Source organism: Collimonas silvisoli (assembly GCF_018305005.1).
GTDB lineage: Bacteria > Pseudomonadota > Gammaproteobacteria > Burkholderiales > Burkholderiaceae_D > Collimonas > Collimonas silvisoli.
Window position 1 is genome coordinate 23,474 of record NZ_JAGQEG010000026.1, and the last position, 17,758, is coordinate 41,231.

Here is a 17,758-nt window from a genome sequence, read left to right on the forward strand (position 1 = left end):
GCACGATCTGTGCGCCGTATATTTTATTGATGGAGTCCCATGAACATGCTTGCATCTGCCAATCAAGGGGGCGACAGCGACGTCGCTGTCATCCGCCTGGATAATCCGCCGGTCAATGGCTTGTCGCATCAGGTGCGCCCAACGGTAATGGCCGGCCTCGAAGCGGCGCTGGCCGATGCCGCAGTCAAAGCCATCGTCCTGACTGGCGCCGGCAAGATTTTCTGCGGCGGCGCCGATCTACGCCAATTCAATACTCCGGCAGCCAGCGCGACGCCTTCCTTGCAGGCGCTGGTTGAACGCATCGAGGCATCGCCGAAGCCGGTGGTGGCGGCAATCGATGGCATCGCCTACGGCGGCGGCTTCGAGCTGGCGCTGGCTTGCCATTATCGGCTGGTCTCGCCGCAGGCAAAGTTGGCGCTGCCCGAGGTCAAGCTGGGGTTGCTGCCGGGCTGCGGCGGCACGCAACGGCTGCCGCGCCTGATCGGGGTTGATGCGGCGCTGCGGATAATCGTCGGCGGCGATCCGGTCGCCGCGCTGGACGCGGTCAGGCTTGGCATGGCGGATGTCTTGATCGAAGGCGATTTTCTGGCCGCAGCGGTGGCCTACGCCAGACGCGTGGTCGTTACCGGCGGGGCGCATCCGGTTGCGGCGCAGCGGCCTATAGCATTGGCAGATCGGCAAATGGTGTTCACTGCGGCGCGCGAGCAGGCGAGCAAGCAAAAGCGCGGTTTCCCGGCGCCGTTGGCGTGCATCTCCTGCGTCGAGGCGGCGCTCGATTTGCCGTTTGAAGAAGGGCTGAAATTTGAGCATCAACAGTTTACCGCCTTGCTCAACGGTAGCGAATCGAAGGCGTTGCGCCATCTGTTTTTCGCCGAGCGCGAAGCGGCCAAAATTGTCGATCTGCCATCGTCTCAGGCCCGCCGCCCGATCACCCAAGTTGGCGTGATCGGCGCCGGTACGATGGGCGCCGGCATCACCATGTGTTTTGCCAATGCCGGCATGCCGGTGATATTGATGGAAGCGCGGCGGGAGGCGCTTGAGCGCGGGCTGGCGCTGATCCGCAAGAATTACGCGGCAACGGTGGCCAAAGGCAAGCTCTCCCAGGAAGCCTTGGAAAGCCGGCTCAGCATCATCTCCACCACCTTGGATTATCAGGATTTGCACGACGCCGACCTGGTGATCGAGGCGGTATTCGAAGATATGGTGGTCAAGAAAGAAGTGTTCCAGCAGCTCGATCAGGTATGCAAGCCGGGCGCGATCATGGCCAGCAATACTTCGCGGCTTGATCTCAACGAGATCGCCGCCGGCACCTCGCGGCCGCAGGATGTGATCGGCCTGCATTTCTTCAGTCCGGCCAACGTCATGCGCCTGCTGGAAGTGGTGCGTGGTGCAGCCACCGCCGCCGACGTCGTTGCCGGCGCCATGCAACTGGCTAAGACGATCGGCAAGATCGGCGTACTGGTCGGCGTTTGCGAGGGCTTTGTCGGCAATCGCATGCTGACCCCTTATGCGCGCGAGGCGCAATTCCTGCTGGAGGAGGGCGCCAGCGTGCAGCAGGTCGACCGGGCACTGTACAACTTCGGCATGGCGATGGGGCCGCTGGCAATGGCCGACATGGCTGGCCTCGATATCGCCCGCGCCGCGCGCTTGCGGCTGGCGCCAACCAGGCCTGCGCATCTGCGCTATTCGCAGGTGGCCGACCGCATTTGCGACATGGGCCGTTTTGGCCAGAAAACCGGCGCCGGCTTCTATCGTTACGAAGCCGGCAGCCGCACGCCGATTCCCGATCCCGAGATCGAGGCCTTGATCGAGCGTTGCGCGCAAGAAGCGCAGATTCAACGGCGCTCATTGTCGCAGGAGGAAATCGTCGAGCGCACCATTTATGCGCTGATCAATGAAGGTGCGCGCATCCTGGAACAAGGGATCGCTCAGCGCGCTTCCGATATCGACACGGTCTACGTCAACGGCTACGGTTTCCCGGCCTATCGCGGCGGCCCCTTGTTTTATGCCGATACGGTGGGGCTGGACAAGGTCTACGCCAGGATCTGCGAATACCATCGGCGCCACGGCGAATATTGGGAGCCGGCGCCGCTGCTGGAGCGGCTGGCAATGACCGGCAAGAATTTTCATGGTGTCTGAACGGCGCCGGCATGGCAAGCTGCGGACGAAAAATAATTCGACTACGAAGGAATGCGCATGACTGACGTTGTGTCTGCCATGGATATCGGAAGCCCCTGAAACCCTACTCCAAATTTTGCACCTGTTCGCGCATCTGGTCGATCAGCAGCTTCAATTCCATGGAGGCGTCAGCCAGTTCCTTGATCGCAGCTTTGGAGCCGACCGTATTCGCTTCACGATTCAGTTCCTGCATCATGAAATCGAGGCGCTTGCCGACCTGGCCGCCTTTTTTCAAGATGTGGCGGGTTTCGCCCAAATGAGCCGCCAGTCTCGATAATTCTTCAGCAATATCGATGCGGATGCCGTACAGCGTGACTTCCTGGCGAATCCGGTCCAGCGCCTCTTCACGCGACAGGCTGGAATTGCTGTTGTTTGCATCCTGTTGCGCCAGGCCGAGCGCTTCCTGCATGCGCTCTATGGCTTTTTGCTGGAATTGCGCAACCACCTGCGGCACCAGCGGCGTAATCCTTTGCACGATGGCTTCCATGGCGTCGATACGGGCGATCAAGGTGGCTTGCAGCGCCGCGCCCTCGCGTGCGCGCGAATCGACAAACGCCTCCAGGGTTGCGCTCATGGTGGCCTGGACGTCGGCTTGCAGCGTGTCCTGGCTGATCACCGCTTCTTCAATCACGCCCGGCCAGCGCAGCAATTCATTGACGGTGAGCGGCGGCGCCTCGATGAATTGCTGGCGCACCGCGCTTTGCATATCGGCCAGGGAAGCCAGCAGCGGCATATTCAGGGCTTGCGATGCACCGCCGGCAGTCTTGCGCCCGAAACTCAGGCGGCATTCGACTTTGCCGCGCGCAACGCGGCCGATAATGGCTTCGCGCAGCGCCGGTTCGAGCGAGCGCAAGTCGTCATTGATGCGGAATTGGAGGTCGAGAAAGCGCGAATTGACGCTCTTGATTTCGATGGTAATCGTGCCCGCTGCCGTTTCACGGTTGTTAACGGCGTAACCTGTCATGCTGCAGATAGTCAAAATGCTGTCCTTTGTTTCTGGGTTGCAAGGGTTTTTCTTTACAAGTCAGCGATTTATCAAGACAATCCTTAACACTAATTAACAGGGTAGGATCGCATGGCCGCGCAAAACAACGCACCGTTGCCTGATGGGCTAAAAATTGCTGGATACCGCATTGTAAAGAAGATTGCTTCCGGCGGGTTCAGTATTGTCTATCTGGCATATGACGAGGATGGCAACGCAGTCGCCATCAAAGAATATCTGCCAAGCTCGTTGGCATTACGCCAATGGGGCGAACTGGCGCCGGCAATTTCGCCGGAAAACCTGCCGACCTTCAGGATCGGGCTTAAATGCTTTTTCGAAGAAGGCCGCGCTTTGGCGCGCATCGCCCATCCGAATGTTGTCAGCGTCATCAATTTTTTCCGTGCTAATGAAACGGTGTACATGGTGATGGCTTACGAATCCGGGCGCTCGCTGCAGGAGCACATCCTGCGCCGTCGCGACAAGGGAGAAAAGCCGCTGGTATCGGAAAAATTCATCCGCAAGATGTTCCGTCATGTGATGAACGGCTTGCGCGAGGTGCACACCCACAAATTGCTGCATCTGGACTTGAAGCCGGCAAATATCTATTTGCGCGCTGACGGCACGCCGATTTTGCTGGATTTCGGCGCTGCCAGGCAGACTCTGCGCTCCGATTCGCCCAAGCTATATCCGATGTACACGCCAGGTTTCGCCCCGGCCGAGTTATATGAACGGAATGGCAACCTGGGCCCGTGGACTGACATCTACAGCATCGGCGCCTCGATTTTCGCCTGCATGGTGGGTGCGCCGCCGCAACCGGTGGACCAGCGTAAGGTCAACGATAAGATGGAAGGGCATTTCCGCAAGCTGGAAGGCCTGTATTCGCCAGAGTTGATCCAGGTGGTGCGCTGGTGCCTGATGATCGATCCGTTGCAACGGCCGCAAAGTGTGTTCGCAGTACAGCGCGCCTTGATGGAGCCGGTACAGGAAGAAGAGGTGAGCGTGCGCGATATGGTGACGCGCAAGATACGCAGCGTGTTTTTCACGCACATCCAGTTTCGCCGGAAAGCCGAAAGCAATCCTGACACGACGATCCAGGAAAACACGCAATAGGCGCATAACCACACAACAAATGAGCACGCACATAAGCACGCGCATAAGTACGTAATAACGCCGCTTCATTGCGCCAGGTTTGAGTTGTATTTTTAGTAAAAGTCATACATAGTCATGCGATTTTCTGTTTATCAAGAGAGCCATATCGGTGGCCGCAAGGTCAACCAGGACCGGATGGGTTATAGCTTCACGCGTGACGCCTTGCTGCTGTTGCTGACCGACGGCATGGGCGGCCACCTGCACGGTGAGATCGCTGCCAATATAGCGATGCAGACCATCGGCTCCTTGTTCCAGAAGAACGCCCAGCCGTACATCAAGAAGCCGGAGCGGTTCCTGGAAGACGCCTTCTACGCTGCACACATGGAAATCCACCGTTACCGGGAAGTACATAAGCTCTCGGAAACGCCGCGCACCACGGTGGTGGCCTGCCTGATCCAGCACAACAGCGCGTTCTGGGCGCATTGCGGCGATTCGCGTTTGTACTGGATGCGCAACGGCCAGATCCTGGCGCGTACCCGTGATCACTCGCGCATCGAGAGCCTGATTGCGCAGGGCAAGGCTGATCCTTCCGAGCGCGCTACTCATCCAGATCGCAACAAGCTGTTCAACTGCCTTGGCGCGACCAATATGCCCATCGTCGAACTGTCGCGCCGTGTCAGCCTGCAGGCGGGCGATGTCATGCTGTTGTGCTCGGACGGGCTGTGGTCGATGTTGCCCGATCATGTACTGGCGCAACGCCTGCAAACCAGCACCATCGTGCGGGCAGTGCCGGAGCTGGTGAATAACGCGCTTGGGATTGCCGGTAAAACCAGCGATAATATTACCGCTTTGGCAATGGCCTGGGGCAGCGACCCGAACATCGACGATCCATCCAGTTCGATCGTGACCCATACGCTGCCGATCGGCAGTCTGACTACCACCATCCAGGCGCCGCGACTAGGCGCGACAGATGCGCCAGACGGCTTCAGCGACGCCGATATCGAACAGGCGATCGCGGAAATCCGTGGCGCTATTGAAAAGAACATCTAAGGAATTGACATGCTACCCATTACCCGTCCTAGCGGACGTGCCGCCGACGCCTTGCGCACGGTGCGCCTGACCCGCAATTACACCAAGCACGCCGAAGGTTCGGTGCTGGTCGAATTCGGCGATACTAAAGTTATTTGTACCGCCAGCCTGGAAGAAAAAGTCCCAGGCTTTTTGAAGGGCAAAGGACAAGGCTGGCTGACGGCCGAATACGGCATGTTGCCGCGCTCCACCAATACCCGCATGGACCGCGAAGCGGCACGCGGCAAGCAATCCGGACGCACCCAGGAAATCCAGCGTCTGATCGGCCGTTCACTGCGGGCGGCGTTCGATCTGGAGGCCTTCGGCGAACGCACCTTGCATCTTGATTGCGACGTGATCCAGGCTGACGGCGGCACCCGTACCGCTGCAATTACAGGCGCCATGGTGGCGGCTTACGATGCATTTGTACAACTGCTGGAACGCAAGGCGATCGCGGCGATTCCTCTGAAACACTTTGTGGCGGCGATCTCAGTTGGTGTTTATCAGGGCACGCCGGTGCTGGATCTGGATTATGTCGAGGATTCCGGCTGCGATACGGATATGAACGTGGTGATGGCCGATACCGGTCATTTCATTGAGGTGCAGGGCACGGCGGAAGGTGTCGCCTTTGATCGTCCTACCTTGAATAGCTTGCTGGATCTGGCGCAGGGCGGGATCGGCGAGCTGATCCAGTTGCAAAAGCAAGCCTTGGGTCTGGCTGAGTAACCTCCCGCTGTTGGCAAAATTCAGAGACTGAAATAGCTGCTGCGCGCATACGTCATCAATGATGTGCGCGCGCAAGCGATATAATCCGGTCTATGTATATCGATTCCCATTGCCATATCAATTTCCCCGAGCTTTCTGCAAGGATGCCGGAGGTGCTCGCCAAGATGGCGCAAAACCAGGTTACCCATGCGCTGTGCGTATCGGTCGACCTGCCGGACTTCCCGCAAGTGCTGGAGCTGGCCAAAACCTACCCGCATATCTATGCTTCGGTCGGCGTGCATCCCGATTATGAAGACACGCCGGAACCCAGCGTCGACGATCTGATTCGCCTTTCCGATCACCCGAAAATCATCGCCATCGGTGAAACCGGCCTCGATTATTATCGCCTGCAGGGCGACCTGGAATGGCAGCGCGAGCGTTTTCGTCGCCACATCCGGGCGTCCCGCGCAACCGGCAAGCCTTTGATCATTCATACCCGCGCCGCATCGGCAGACACCATCCGCATCATGCAGGAAGAGGGCGCCGGCACCGATGCCGGCGGCGCCGGCGGTGTAATGCACTGTTTTACCGAATCGCTGGAGGTGGCCGAAGCGGCGATGGCGATGGGTTTTTATATTTCGTTTTCCGGCATCGTCACCTTCAAGAGCGCCAAGGAATTGCAGGCCGTGGCATTGGCTGTGCCCTTGAGCAGCGCCTTGATCGAAACCGATTCTCCATATCTGGCGCCGGTGCCGCATCGCGGCAAAATGAACGAGCCGGGTTGGGTCATGCATGTCGGTGAGTTCCTGGCCAATCTGAAGGGTGTGCCGGCGGCCGAGGTGGCGCAGCAAACCACCGATAATTTTTTCAATTTGTTCAAACTGGCAAAGGATCAGACGCATGCTTAATTTATTTGATCGCATGAATGGTCATTCGCGGTTTTCAGCATTTTTGTTGCTGCTGGCGCTGGCTTGCTTGCCGTCGATGAGTCATGCCAGCAATGCTGACGACATGGCCAAGGCAGCACAGTTGGATGACGAACGCCGCATGAAGGCACTGCTGGCGGCGGGCGTCGATCCGAATCTGGTAGCGCAAAAGCAACGTGGTGAAACCGCTCTGATGATGGCTTTGCGCGAGGATTCGAAGAAAGTCTTTAACCTCTTGCTCAATGCGCGCGGCATCGATCTCAACCTGCGCGCGCGCAACGGCGACACAGCATTGATGATTGCCTCCTACAAGGGCAACGTAGCGGCAGTCAAAGCCTTGCTGGACAAGGAGGCCGAACCTAACAACACCGGCTGGACAGCACTGCACTACGCCGCCGCGATCGGCAACGATGAGATTGTGCAGATGCTGCTGGATGCCTCGGCCTACATCGACGCCGGTTCACCCAATCAGACGACGCCGATCATGATGGCTGCGCGCGCCGGCAAAATCTATACCGTCAAACTGCTGCTCGATAGCGGCGCCGATGTCACCTTGAAAAACGATGCCGGCATGACCGCCATCGACCTCGCCAAGAAATTCGATCACGACGACATTGCCGAGGGCTTGACGCATCGCCTCAAGCAAGCCGGGAAACTTTAACTTAAGGCACCTCTAAAAACTCCGTCATCCCCGCGAACGCGGGGATCCAGGTTACTGATTTAAAATGGATTCCCGCGTTCGCGGGAATGACGGGGTCGCCAATGACGTAACAAGGTTATTCGAGCTGCCCTTAAGTGAGGATGTGCGGCCCCACATCTTTGATATCTTTAGTGCCGGTCAGCGCCATGCTGACATCTAGTTCCTGCTGCAGGATTTGCAGCATCTTGGTGACACCGGCTTCTCCCATTGCCCCCAGGCTGTACAGGAAAGCACGGCCGATCATGGTGCCCTTGGCGCCCAGGGCCACCGCTTTCAGCACGTCCTGGCCGCTGCGGATGCCGCCGTCGAACCAGACTTCAATCTGATCGCCCACCGCATCGACAATTGCCGGCAATGCCGAGATCGACGATACCGCACCATCCAGTTGCCGCCCGCCGTGATTGCTGACGACGATGGCATCGGCGCCGGTAGTGGCGGCGATCTTGGCGTCTTCGACATCCAGAATGCCTTTCAGGATCAGCTTGCCGCCCCATTGCTCCTTGATCCAGGCGATGTCGTCCCAGCATAGCGTCGGATCGAACTGGCTGGCGGTCCACTTGCTCAACGTAATCACGCCTTCGGCGCCCTTGACGTGGCCGGCCAGGTTGCCGAACGACTTGCGGCCGCCCAGCGCGCGCAGCGCCCAGCCGGGCTTGGTCGCCAAATCGAGTATGTTCGCCAAGGTCATCTTTGGCGGCACCGACATGCCGTTTTTCAGATCCTTATGGCGCTGGCCGAGGATCTGCAAATCCAGCGTCAGCACCAGCGCCGAACATTTGGCCGCCTTGGCGCGCTCGATCAGCGATTTGATAAAACCGCGGTCGCGCATCACGTACAACTGAAACCAGAACGGCTTGCTGGTGACGCTGGCCACATCTTCGATAGAGCAGATGCTCATGGTCGACAGTGTGAACGGGATGCCGAATTTTTCAGCGGCGATGGCGCCCAGCATTTCGCCGTTGGCCCATTGCATGCCGGTCAGGCCGGTCGGAGCAATCGCCACCGGCATCGTCACATCGTGGCCGATCATGGTGCTGCGGGTCGAGCGCTGATCGACGTTGATGGCCACCCGCTGGCGCAGATGCATGGCGGCCAGGTCGCTGCTGTTGGCGCGGTAGGTCGATTCGGTATACGAGCCGCTGTCGGCGTAATCGTAAAACGCTTTGGGCACACGTTTCTTGGCCAGCAGGCGCAAGTCTTCAACGCAGGTGATGACGGGCATAGGATTCTCTTGGTTGCAGGAACGGCACTATATTAGATGAAAACAACGCCGGCATAGAGGAAATCTATTAATGTCTGGCGTGAAGCATTTTCAAGCAAAATGATCTCTTGCGGATCAGTAAATCAGCGGATTTGAGCCAGCAGCTCTTGCGCCGCCTGCTTGCCGCTGCGCACCGCCGACTCTAGCGTTGCCGGATAGTCGCTGGCGGTGTAGTCGCCGGCCAGCAGCAATTTGTCCAGGCCGGTGTTGTTGGCCGGCCGCGCCAGGCCCGGGGTGCAGGCGAAGGTGGCGCGTTTTTCTGAAATGACCTGGGTCCAGGTCGGCGCCGCCAATTGGGGTTGTCGGAAGACTGCGGCCAACTGGGCGGCAACCGCTTTCACTAACGCGTCATGGCCCGCCTGTATGGCTCCGGACGAAGCGCTGATGACAACCGCTAGCAAGCCGGCCTGGGCCGGATCGAGCTGGCCGCGATCGAATACGAACTGGCCCCAGGCCGCCGTGCCGCCAGCGTTTTCCGGATCGTCGACCAAGGCGAAGAACGGCCGCGGCAGGCGCGTGCTGCTCGCATATTGCAGGAAGCAGGTAGTAATCGGCTCGTATTCGAAGCTGCGCAAGGTTGTCAGCAACGCCGCATCGGCGCTGTCGGCCAGTAGCGTAGCCGCGGCTTCCGGCGGCGTGGCGATCACCACGGCGTCAAAATCCAGGCTGGCGCCGCTGCTCTGCAATCGCCATTGTTCGCCGTGGCGGTGCACTTGCTTGATGCTGCTGCCGGACTCGACATTGCCGCCGCGTTCTTCGATGAATGCGGCGGCTCGTTGCGGAAACAGGCTGCTCAGGTCCACCCTTGGCAGCAGCATGTCTGACGCGCTTCTGCGGGCGCCAAGGCTGTCGCGCAGCACTGCCAGGAAAACCTGCGCCGAAGCCTGCTCCGGCCGGGTATTCAGTGCAGCGATGCAGAGCGGACGCCACATCAGCCGGATCAGCCGCTCGGTCTGGTCGAAACGTTCCAGCAACGTGCTGACGCTGCAATCGTCATGCAGTTGCCAGCCCATCCAGCGCGCCGCCGACGAAAAGCGCGCCAGCGCCAGTTTGTCCTGGCGATCCAGGCCGCGCGCACGCCACAACGCCACCAGCAAGTGCAAAGGCGCCGGGAGGTGCGGCGTCGCAAAAGTCATGCCGCCGCTAGCGGCCGGATAGCACATTTGCAAAGGCAGGCGCAGCATGGCGCTGGCCGGATCGATGCCGACCTTGCGCATCATCTGCAGAGTCTGGCGGTAGGCGCCCAGCAGGATGTGCTGGCCGTTGTCCAGGACGGTCTCTTTGATGTTGACGCGCCGGGCTCGGCCGCCGAGCTGCCGGCTGGCTTCAAACAAGGTTACCTGGTAACCGGCCTGCGTCAGTTCGACGGCGGCGGTGCAACCGGCCCAGCCGGCGCCGATCACCGCGATTTGTTGCGCTTCTTTGGCCATCTCAGATGAACAAAAAGAAGGGCGATGGCATCGCCGAAGGACTGACTTCAGCCGCGCACATAGGTCTTCCATGCCAGCCATAATTTACGGATGGGCGTGAGCGAAATACGTTGATTCAATACATGGAAACCGTCGTGCTCGATCTCGTTCAGCAAGGCCCGGTAGATGGCTGCCATCATCAGGCCGGGCCGCTGGGCGCGCCGGTCTTGTTTGGGCAGCAGGGCAAAGGCGTCATCGTAGGCCTGCTGCGCACGCGCCACCTGGAAGCGCATCAGATTGACAAAATTCTCGCTATGGCGCGCATTCAGGATATCGGCGGCGGTGACGTTGAACTGCTGCAGTTCGTTGACCGGCAGGTAGATGCGGCCCTTGCGGCCATCCTCGCCGACGTCGCGGATGATGTTGGTGAGCTGGAATGCGAGGCCGAGCTTTTCGGCAAACTGCAAGGTCTGCGCCTGGGTCACGCCGAAGATGCTGGCCGACAGGATGCCGACCACGCCGGCCACATGCCAGCAATATTGCTTCAGGCCCGGGTAATCCAGGTAGCGGGTCTGGTTCAGATCCATTTCCATGCCGTCGATAATCGCTTGCAGGTGTTTGCCGTCCAGACCGTAAGGCTGCAAATGCGGCTGCAGGGCCTGGGTCACCGGATGGGACGGATTGCCGGCCAGCATGGCGGCGATTTCCTTGCGCCACCACATCAGCTTGCTGCGCGCCACGCTTTCATCGGTACATTCGTCGACCGTATCGTCCACTTCGCGGCAGAAGGCGTACAGCGCAGTGATGGCGCACCGCCGCTCGGCCGGCAGGAACAAGAAACTGTAATAAAAACTGGAGCCGCTCTGGGCGGCTTTTTGCTGGCAGTAATCGTCTGGAGACATGGATATTATGGGAACGGTAACGGCGGCGCTAACAGCTGCGGACAGCTTTGAAGGCGGCTAAAAACTATTTGCCCCGAAGTATACGTAAGAAATGCAGCTTGTTTGTTGATTTTTAGTATTTTCATCTCTGCCCATCACCTTATTTCATACGCCAGGCGCGCCAGAGCAGCAGCAGCCAGTCGGCTTTGCCCAGTTTCGGACGCTGGCGGAACATATCGTAGTCCACCGCTTCCAGCATTTCCGTGATGCGCAAGCCGCCCTGTATCACCAGCCGCAATTCCCAGCCGATCCGGCCTGGCAGCCTCAGCGCCAGCCCCTGGGCGCCGGTCATCATGCTGCGCGCGCGCTGCACCTCGAACTGCATCAGGCGGCGCCAGGCGTGATCCACCGTGCCGCCGGCAAGCTGCGCCTGCGACACGCCGAAGCGCTGCAAGTCTTCCAGCGGCAGATAAATTCTGGCTTTGTCCCAGTCGATCGCCACGTCTTGCCAGAAATTGATCAGCTGCAGCGCCGAGCAGATGGCGTCGGAATCATGCAGGTTTTGTTCGGTCGCCGCGCCATACAGGTGCAGCATCAGGGCGCCGACCGGATTGGCCGAGCGCCGGCAATAATCGAGCAGGTCGGCAAACTGGCTGTAGCGGGTGGTGACTACGTCTTGCTTGAAGGCGGACAGCAAGTCTCGGAACGGCGTCAGCGGCAAGCGGTATTCGACAATCACTTGTTCCAGCGTTTCAAACAAGATGCTTTCAGCGGCTTGCCTATGTTCTATTCTGTCTAATGCTGTTTCATATGCGTGCAGTTGGCGCAAACGTTGGTCGGCGCTGGCGTCGCCTTCGTCGGCGATATCGTCGGCACTGCGGGCAAATGCGTAAATCGCCCTGACCGCGGGACGCAAATTGGCCGGCAGGAGCAGGGATGCGACTGGGAAATTTTCGTAATGGTTAATTGACATTAGGGCAGTGGCATCAGGACCGCAGGAAAAAGAGGAAATTTTTATCAAAAAAACATTGTTTTGTTTCTTGTCGTCAGATGTAAAAAAGCTTTGGGCAAACTTAATCCGGCGCAATTATAATAACTGACTTAAAAGTTATTAATTGTAAGGAGCAGCGGCAGGGTATTGCCGCTACGCCATGCCGAACGGTGGTCTGTATACCAGCGGCAGCCCAGAATAGTAAAGGAAAAACCGTGTTGACCCAGATAAATCCGCGTCCGGCCGCAGCTACCCAAGCGCTCATGCGTGCTCCCGGTTTGTTGCTTATTTGCACGTTATTACTGGCTGCCTGTTCCAAGCCCGCCGAAAAGGTCGAAGATATCCGCCCGGTGCGGGTAGTGGTGTTGAATCCAGCCAACGCCGATGTCACTTCCGAGTTTCCCGGCGCCGTGCAAGCCCGTTATGAATCGCAGCTTGGTTTCCGGGTGGGGGGCAAGATCATTGCGCGCCAGGTCGATGTCGGTACCGTCGTCAAGCGCGGCCAAGTGCTGATGCGGCTGGATCCGAAGGATTTGCAACTGGCGCAAGCGCAGGCGGTGGCGGCAGTCACCTCGGCGGCCAGCAACCGCGATACCGCCAAGGCCGACTTGAAACGTTATCAGGAGCTGCGTGACAAGAATTTCGTCAGCCAGGCGGTGCTGGACGCCAAAGATACCGCGTTCAAGGCCGCGCAAGCTACTTACGATCAGGCTGAAGCCGCATTCAAGGGGCAATCGAACCAGACCGCTTACGCCACCCTGGAATCGGATGTGGATGGCGTGGTCATCGCCATCAATGCCGAAGCAGGGCAAGTGGTTGCGGCAGGCACGCCGGTGATCAGCGTGGCGCGCCAGGGCGCCAAGGAAGTGGTGGTCGGCGCGCCCGAAAATCAAGTCGATGCATTGCGCCGCAGCGGCGACGTGCAGGTGCGCTTATGGGCTGATCCCAAGCAAGTGATTCACGGCACGGTGCGCGAAGTATCGCCGATCGCCGATCCGGTGACGCGCACCTACGCCATCAAGATTGCCATCCCGGACGATACGCCCAACGTCAAGCTGGGCATGACGGCGTATGCCAGTTTCACCAGTAAAACCAGCGACGACGCGCTCAAGGTGCCGCTCACCGCGCTGTTGCGAGTGCAGGAGCATAGCGCGGTATGGGTGGTCGACGGCGGCGTGGTGCGCCAGGTAGCGGTGCAAATTACCGGCCAGCACGGCAACGAAGTATGGATTCAAGGCGCATTGCGCGGCGGCCAGCAGGTGGTTACCGCCGGCGTCAACCAGTTGAAGCCGGGACAAAAAGTCACCATCCTGAATGCGCCGGAGGGCAGCCTGCCTGCCAATAAATCCGCAGCCAGTCCGCCCCTGGCGTCTAATGCAGCTGCCGCCACCGCGAGCGGAGCGGCCCGATGAGCGATGAAAAAAAGACGGGCTTCAATCTATCGCGCTGGGCGCTGGAACACATACCGCTGACGCGTTATCTGATGGTGGTGCTGGTGATCGGCGGCATCCTCAGTTATGGCAGCCTGGGCCAGGATGAAGATCCGCCGTTTACTTTCCGCGCGATGGTGGTGTCGGCCCAATGGCCGGGCGCCACCGCCTTGCAAATGGCGGATCAGGTCACCGACAAGCTGGAAAAGAAACTGCAGGAAACCCCGCACGTCGACACCATCCGCAGCTATTCCAAGCCGGGCGAAACGCTGATCATCCTGCAACTGCAGGAATCGGCCACGCCCAAGGAAACCGTGGATGCCTGGTACCAGGTGCGCAAGAAGATCAACGACATCAAGCTGACCTTGCCGCAAGGCGTGCTGGGGCCGTTCTTCAATGATGAATTCGGCGAAACCTACGGCTCGATTTTCGCGGTCTCCGGCGACGGCTTCGATTATGCCGATGTCAAGGACTATGCCGATTTCGTGCGCCAGCAATTGCTGACCTTGCCGTCGGTCGCCAAGGTGGATTTGTTCGGGGTCCAGGATGAAAAGATATTCATCGAATTTTCGCAAAAAAAATTCTCGCAGCTGGGGATTACGGTACAAGACATCGTCAACCAGCTGAGCGCGCAAAACGCCCTGCAGTCGACCGGCGTGCTGGCGACCGCCACCGACAATCTGCAAATCCGCGTAACCGGTGCGCTGGCGTCTCCCAAGGATCTGGAAAACCTGCAATTGCGGGCCAATAACACTACTTTCAGATTAGGCGATTTCGCCAGCATCAAGCGCGAATACCAGGATCCGCCGCAGACCAAGATGCGCTTTAACAGCAAGGAAGTGATCGGGCTCGGGGTTTCGATGGTGAAGGGCGGCGACATTATTGCGCTGGGCAAGGACATGCAGCAGATCACTGCCCAGATCAGGGCCAAGCTGCCGGTCGGGATCGATCTGGAGCGAGTATCGAACCAGCCGAAAATCGTCGCCGAATCCGTCAATGAATTTTTGAAAACCCTGATGGAAGCGGTCTTGATCGTGCTGGCGGTGAGTTTCCTGTCGCTGGGCTTTCATACCAAGCCGTACCGCATCGACGTCCGGCCCGGGCTGGTGGTGGCCTTGACGATTCCGCTGGTGCTGGCGGTGACTTTCCTGTTCATGAATATCTTCAGCATCGATTTGCACAAGATTTCGCTGGGGGCGCTGATCATCGCACTGGGCCTGTTGGTCGACGACGCCATCATCGCGGTGGAAATGATGGTGCGCAAGATGGAAGAGGGCTTGTCGCGGCTGGAAGCGGCGACCTTTGCCTACACCTCTACCGCGATGCCGATGCTGACCGGAACCCTGATCACCGCCGCCGGTTTCTTGCCGATCGGCCTGGCCAAATCGGCCGCCGGCGAATACACCTTTTCCATGTTTTCGGTGAATGCCCTGGCCTTGCTGATTTCCTGGCTGGTGGCAGTGCTGTTCACGCCGTACATCGGCTATCTGCTGTTGAAGGTGAAGCCGGCGGCTGGCGCCGACGGTCACCACGAATTGTTCAACACGCCGTTTTATACGCGCGTCAGGCGCGCCGTCCACTGGTGCGTAGAATGGCGCAAGACCACCATCGCCTTGACCATGATGGTGTTTGCCTTGGGTGTGTTCGGTTTCAAATTCATCGAAGAACAGTTTTTCCCGGATTCCAGCCGGCCTGAGCTGATGATCGAACTGTGGCTGCCGGAGGGTTCGTCGTTTGCTGCCACCGAGGCCCAGGCCAAGAAGTTCGAAGCGTTTATTCATGCTGCGCCCGAGCTGGAAAGCATGACCACTTACGTCGGCAGCGGCAGCCCGCGCTTTTATCTGCCGCTGGACCAGATTCTGCCGCAGACCAATGTGGCGCAGCTGGTCTTGCTGACCAAGAACCTGGCGGCGCGCGACGCCTTGCGCCTGCGGATTACCGAGGCATTCAAGCATGGCTTCCCGGAAGTGCGAGGCCGCGTCAAATTGCTGCCTAGCGGCCCGCCGGTACCGTATGCGGTGCAGTTCCGCGTCAGCGGCACCGATGCCGCCAAGGTCCGGACGATTGCCGACCAGGTCAAGGGGGTGATGAGCGGCAATCCGAATATTATCGGCCTCAACGACAACTGGAACGAATCGGTCAAAGTGCTGCGGGTAGATCTGGATCAGGACAAGTTGCGCACCCTGGGCATCGGCTCGCAAACCGTGATGCAGACCGTCAACACTCTGCTGACCGGCACCACCATCGGCCAATATCGCGAGCATGATCGTTTGATCGACATCATGGTGCGCCAGCCGCTGGACGAACGGGCCACCATCGACGCCTTGAACCAGGCCAATGTGCCGACGGCCAGCGGCAAGTCGGTGCCGCTGTCGCAAATCGCCACGGTCAAACTGGTGTGGGAGCCGGGCGTGGTGTGGCGCGAATGGCGCAATTGGGCGATTACGGTGCAAGCCGATGTGATCGATGGCGTGCAGGGGCCGACCGTCACCGAGCAGATCAATCCGCAGCTCGACAAGATCAGAGCGCAACTGCCGCCTGGCTATATTGTCGATGTCGCCGGCGCCGCCCATGACAGCGGCAAGGCGCAAGCTTCGATTGCTGCCAACGTGCCGTTGGTGATTTTCATTATCTTTACTTTGCTGATGCTGCAATTGCATAGTTTCTCGCGTTCGCTGCTGGTGTTCCTGACCGGGCCTCTGGGCATCGCCGGCGCCGCAGCGGCGCTGCTGTTGTTGCATCGGCCGTTCGGCTTTGTCGCCCAACTGGGGGTGATTGCGTTGTTTGGCATGATCATCCGCAACTCGGTGATCCTGATCGACCAGATCGAACACGATATTGCCAATGGCGTGGCGCCCTGGGACGCGATTGTCGAATCAGCGGTGCGGCGCTGCCGGCCGATCATGCTGACCGCAGCAGCGGCGGTGCTGGCCATGATTCCCTTGTCGCATTCGGTATTCTGGGGGCCGATGGCGGTGGCGATCATGGGTGGTTTGATTGTTGCGACCGGCTTGACGCTGCTGTTTTTACCGGCGTTGTATGCGGCCTGGTTCAGGGTTAAAAGGCCGCAATCGGACGAGCGCGGTTGAGGCACGATTAGATGCGCAGAAATATGGCGTGAAATTGAGTTGGCCTCTCGCCATATCGGATGGCTTGCAGTAGAATAGCGGGCTGTCCAATCTTGCTGAGCAAGATTGCACTGTATTTGTTGGAAGTTGTAGGAAATGCGACCGTGGCGAAATTGGTAGACGCAACAGGTTTAGGTCCTGTCGAGAGCAATCTTGTGGAGGTTCGAGTCCTCTCGGTCGCACCAGCTGTGTCGGTATTAAGTTTTAATAGGCGCATGCTGGGCATGGAAGAACCCTCTGATGAGGGTTTTTTTACGTCTGCAATTTTTGCGGGCGACAACATACAGGTGGCGGACGGATTGTTCGGCATACAATCGTAATTTCTTTCCTGGAATAAATATGCGTACAAAATCCTTGGCGTTGATCGGATTATTTGGTTTTGCAGCAATCACTAGCGGCGTTGTGCAAGCGGCATCGGAACAAGTGGGTGAGGTGAGTACCGCATTCCGTTGGGTCGGGCGTAATGACCGGGTGGTGGTCGAGGCTTACGATGATCCCAAGGTACAGGGTGTCACTTGTTACGTCTCGCGTGCGCGTACCGGTGGCGTCAAGGGCACGGTAGGTCTGGCAGAGGATAGGGCTGAAGCGTCGATTGCCTGTCGCCAGGTCGCCGCCACGGTGCAATTCAGCGCCAAGCTGCCGTTGCAGGAAGATGTATTTACCGAACGCATGTCGGTACTGTTCAAACGCCTGCACATTGTGCGGCTGGTTGATCCCAAGCGGAATACATTGGTATATCTGACCTATTCGGATAAATTGGTCGACGGCAGCCCGCAAAACAGTGTGACGGCGGTGCCGGTGCCGGCCAGCAGCCCGATTCCGCTCAAATAAGCGGCTTGTTGCAACTTTATTGCGGCTTTATTACGGAAGCGGAGTGACGCGTTTTGGCGCAACCGGCTGTTTTACGTATAGAATATCGGACTTTAGCGCGACGGGGTTGGGGTGAAAATGGCAATATTTTGCTGTTTTGCTCCACATTTACCCTAGTCGCACCACGGAATTTTTAATTT

The 17,758-nt window shown here is 58.7% G+C and carries 14 protein-coding genes and 1 tRNA gene; 10 read left to right on the forward strand and 5 right to left on the reverse strand.

The window, feature by feature from the left end; translation table 11 throughout:
• The first annotated feature begins 45 nt into the window (after positions 1–45).
• Entirely contained in the window at positions 46–2,139 is a 2,094-nt protein-coding gene (locus tag KHU33_RS09220) for a 3-hydroxyacyl-CoA dehydrogenase NAD-binding domain-containing protein (RefSeq protein WP_211462579.1), read from the forward strand.
• Between the two features lie 103 nt (positions 2,140–2,242).
• Here the strand turns inward: KHU33_RS09220 and KHU33_RS09225 are convergent, their stop codons facing one another.
• Positions 2,243–3,142 (reverse strand): YicC/YloC family endoribonuclease, encoded by a 900-nt coding sequence (locus KHU33_RS09225; RefSeq protein ID WP_211462580.1) that lies wholly within the window; start codon positions 3,140–3,142, stop codon positions 2,243–2,245.
• Between the two features lie 111 nt (positions 3,143–3,253).
• Here KHU33_RS09225 and KHU33_RS09230 point away from each other — a divergent pair, with 111 nt between their 5' ends.
• The 5 genes from KHU33_RS09230 to KHU33_RS09250 all read left to right on the forward strand — a co-directional run bounded on the left by KHU33_RS09230 (position 3,254) and on the right by KHU33_RS09250 (position 7,609).
• Positions 3,254–4,270, forward strand: coding sequence for a serine/threonine protein kinase (locus tag KHU33_RS09230; RefSeq protein WP_211441590.1), 1,017 nt, complete (start codon positions 3,254–3,256; stop codon positions 4,268–4,270).
• Positions 4,271–4,384: 114 nt separating this feature from the next.
• The gene (locus tag KHU33_RS09235) at positions 4,385–5,299 is read left to right on the forward strand and encodes a PP2C family protein-serine/threonine phosphatase (protein ID WP_211462552.1); all 915 of its coding nucleotides are present in this window, start codon (positions 4,385–4,387) and stop codon (positions 5,297–5,299) included.
• A 9-nt stretch (positions 5,300–5,308) separates the two neighbouring features.
• Positions 5,309–6,043, forward strand: coding sequence for a ribonuclease PH (rph, locus tag KHU33_RS09240; RefSeq protein ID WP_230414151.1), 735 nt, complete (start codon positions 5,309–5,311; stop codon positions 6,041–6,043).
• Positions 6,044–6,135: 92 nt separating this feature from the next.
• Positions 6,136–6,930, forward strand: a complete 795-nt coding sequence (locus KHU33_RS09245; RefSeq protein WP_211462553.1) for a TatD family hydrolase — start codon at positions 6,136–6,138, stop codon at positions 6,928–6,930.
• Entirely contained in the window at positions 6,923–7,609 is a 687-nt protein-coding gene (locus tag KHU33_RS09250) for an ankyrin repeat domain-containing protein (RefSeq protein WP_211462554.1), read from the forward strand. Before KHU33_RS09245 ends, KHU33_RS09250 begins: the two co-directional genes overlap by 8 nt.
• 130 nt (positions 7,610–7,739) lie before the next feature.
• On the opposite strand, the gene KHU33_RS09255 is transcribed toward KHU33_RS09250, so the two are convergent.
• From KHU33_RS09255 to hpnC, 4 genes are all read right to left on the reverse strand, one after another.
• The gene (locus tag KHU33_RS09255) at positions 7,740–8,870 is read right to left on the reverse strand and encodes an alpha-hydroxy acid oxidase (RefSeq protein ID WP_211462555.1); all 1,131 of its coding nucleotides are present in this window, start codon (positions 8,868–8,870) and stop codon (positions 7,740–7,742) included.
• Between the two features lie 122 nt (positions 8,871–8,992).
• Positions 8,993–10,339 carry a hydroxysqualene dehydroxylase HpnE gene (gene hpnE / locus KHU33_RS09260; RefSeq protein ID WP_230414152.1) on the reverse strand — a complete coding sequence of 449 codons (1,347 nt, stop codon included), beginning with the start codon at positions 10,337–10,339 and terminating at the stop codon, positions 8,993–8,995.
• A gap of 47 nt (positions 10,340–10,386) precedes the next feature.
• Complete coding sequence (gene hpnD / locus KHU33_RS09265) at positions 10,387–11,220, reverse strand: presqualene diphosphate synthase HpnD (protein WP_211462557.1); 834 nt, start codon at positions 11,218–11,220, stop codon at positions 10,387–10,389.
• Between the two features lie 139 nt (positions 11,221–11,359).
• A complete protein-coding gene (gene hpnC, locus KHU33_RS09270; protein ID WP_211462558.1) occupies positions 11,360–12,172 on the reverse strand; it encodes a squalene synthase HpnC in 813 nt (270 codons plus the stop codon).
• Positions 12,173–12,405: 233 nt separating this feature from the next.
• Here hpnC and KHU33_RS09275 point away from each other — a divergent pair, with 233 nt between their 5' ends.
• The 4 genes from KHU33_RS09275 to KHU33_RS09290 all read left to right on the forward strand — a co-directional run bounded on the left by KHU33_RS09275 (position 12,406) and on the right by KHU33_RS09290 (position 17,579).
• The gene (locus tag KHU33_RS09275) at positions 12,406–13,602 is read left to right on the forward strand and encodes an efflux RND transporter periplasmic adaptor subunit (protein WP_211462559.1); all 1,197 of its coding nucleotides are present in this window, start codon (positions 12,406–12,408) and stop codon (positions 13,600–13,602) included.
• The gene (locus tag KHU33_RS09280) at positions 13,599–16,709 is read left to right on the forward strand and encodes an efflux RND transporter permease subunit (RefSeq protein WP_211462560.1); all 3,111 of its coding nucleotides are present in this window, start codon (positions 13,599–13,601) and stop codon (positions 16,707–16,709) included. The genes KHU33_RS09275 and KHU33_RS09280 overlap by 4 nt, the downstream gene beginning before the upstream one ends.
• Before the next feature lie 137 nt (positions 16,710–16,846).
• Positions 16,847–16,933 (forward strand) — tRNA-Leu (locus tag KHU33_RS09285).
• Between the two features lie 154 nt (positions 16,934–17,087).
• Positions 17,088–17,579 carry a CreA family protein gene (locus KHU33_RS09290; RefSeq protein ID WP_211462561.1) on the forward strand — a complete coding sequence of 164 codons (492 nt, stop codon included), beginning with the start codon at positions 17,088–17,090 and terminating at the stop codon, positions 17,577–17,579.
• Positions 17,580–17,758: the final 179 nt, after the last annotated feature.

Excerpts from the sequence above, each read along its gene's own strand:
- KHU33_RS09220 (WP_211462579.1), top strand. The coding sequence starts at position 46 with ATGCTTGCATCTGCCAATCAAGGGGGCGACAGCGACGTCGCTGTCATC.
- KHU33_RS09225 (WP_211462580.1), bottom strand. The coding sequence starts at position 3,142 with ATGACAGGTTACGCCGTTAACAACCGTGAAACGGCAGCGGGCACGATT.
- KHU33_RS09230 (WP_211441590.1), top strand. The coding sequence starts at position 3,254 with ATGGCCGCGCAAAACAACGCACCGTTGCCTGATGGGCTAAAAATTGCT.
- KHU33_RS09235 (WP_211462552.1), top strand. The coding sequence starts at position 4,385 with ATGCGATTTTCTGTTTATCAAGAGAGCCATATCGGTGGCCGCAAGGTC.
- rph (WP_230414151.1), top strand. The coding sequence starts at position 5,309 with ATGCTACCCATTACCCGTCCTAGCGGACGTGCCGCCGACGCCTTGCGC.
- KHU33_RS09245 (WP_211462553.1), top strand. The coding sequence starts at position 6,136 with ATGTATATCGATTCCCATTGCCATATCAATTTCCCCGAGCTTTCTGCA.
- KHU33_RS09250 (WP_211462554.1), top strand. The coding sequence starts at position 6,923 with ATGCTTAATTTATTTGATCGCATGAATGGTCATTCGCGGTTTTCAGCA.
- KHU33_RS09255 (WP_211462555.1), bottom strand. The coding sequence starts at position 8,870 with ATGCCCGTCATCACCTGCGTTGAAGACTTGCGCCTGCTGGCCAAGAAA.
- hpnE (WP_230414152.1), bottom strand. The coding sequence starts at position 10,339 with ATGGCCAAAGAAGCGCAACAAATCGCGGTGATCGGCGCCGGCTGGGCC.
- hpnD (WP_211462557.1), bottom strand. The coding sequence starts at position 11,220 with ATGTCTCCAGACGATTACTGCCAGCAAAAAGCCGCCCAGAGCGGCTCC.
- hpnC (WP_211462558.1), bottom strand. The coding sequence starts at position 12,172 with ATGTCAATTAACCATTACGAAAATTTCCCAGTCGCATCCCTGCTCCTG.
- KHU33_RS09280 (WP_211462560.1), top strand. The coding sequence starts at position 13,599 with ATGAGCGATGAAAAAAAGACGGGCTTCAATCTATCGCGCTGGGCGCTG.
- KHU33_RS09290 (WP_211462561.1), top strand. The coding sequence starts at position 17,088 with ATGCGTACAAAATCCTTGGCGTTGATCGGATTATTTGGTTTTGCAGCA.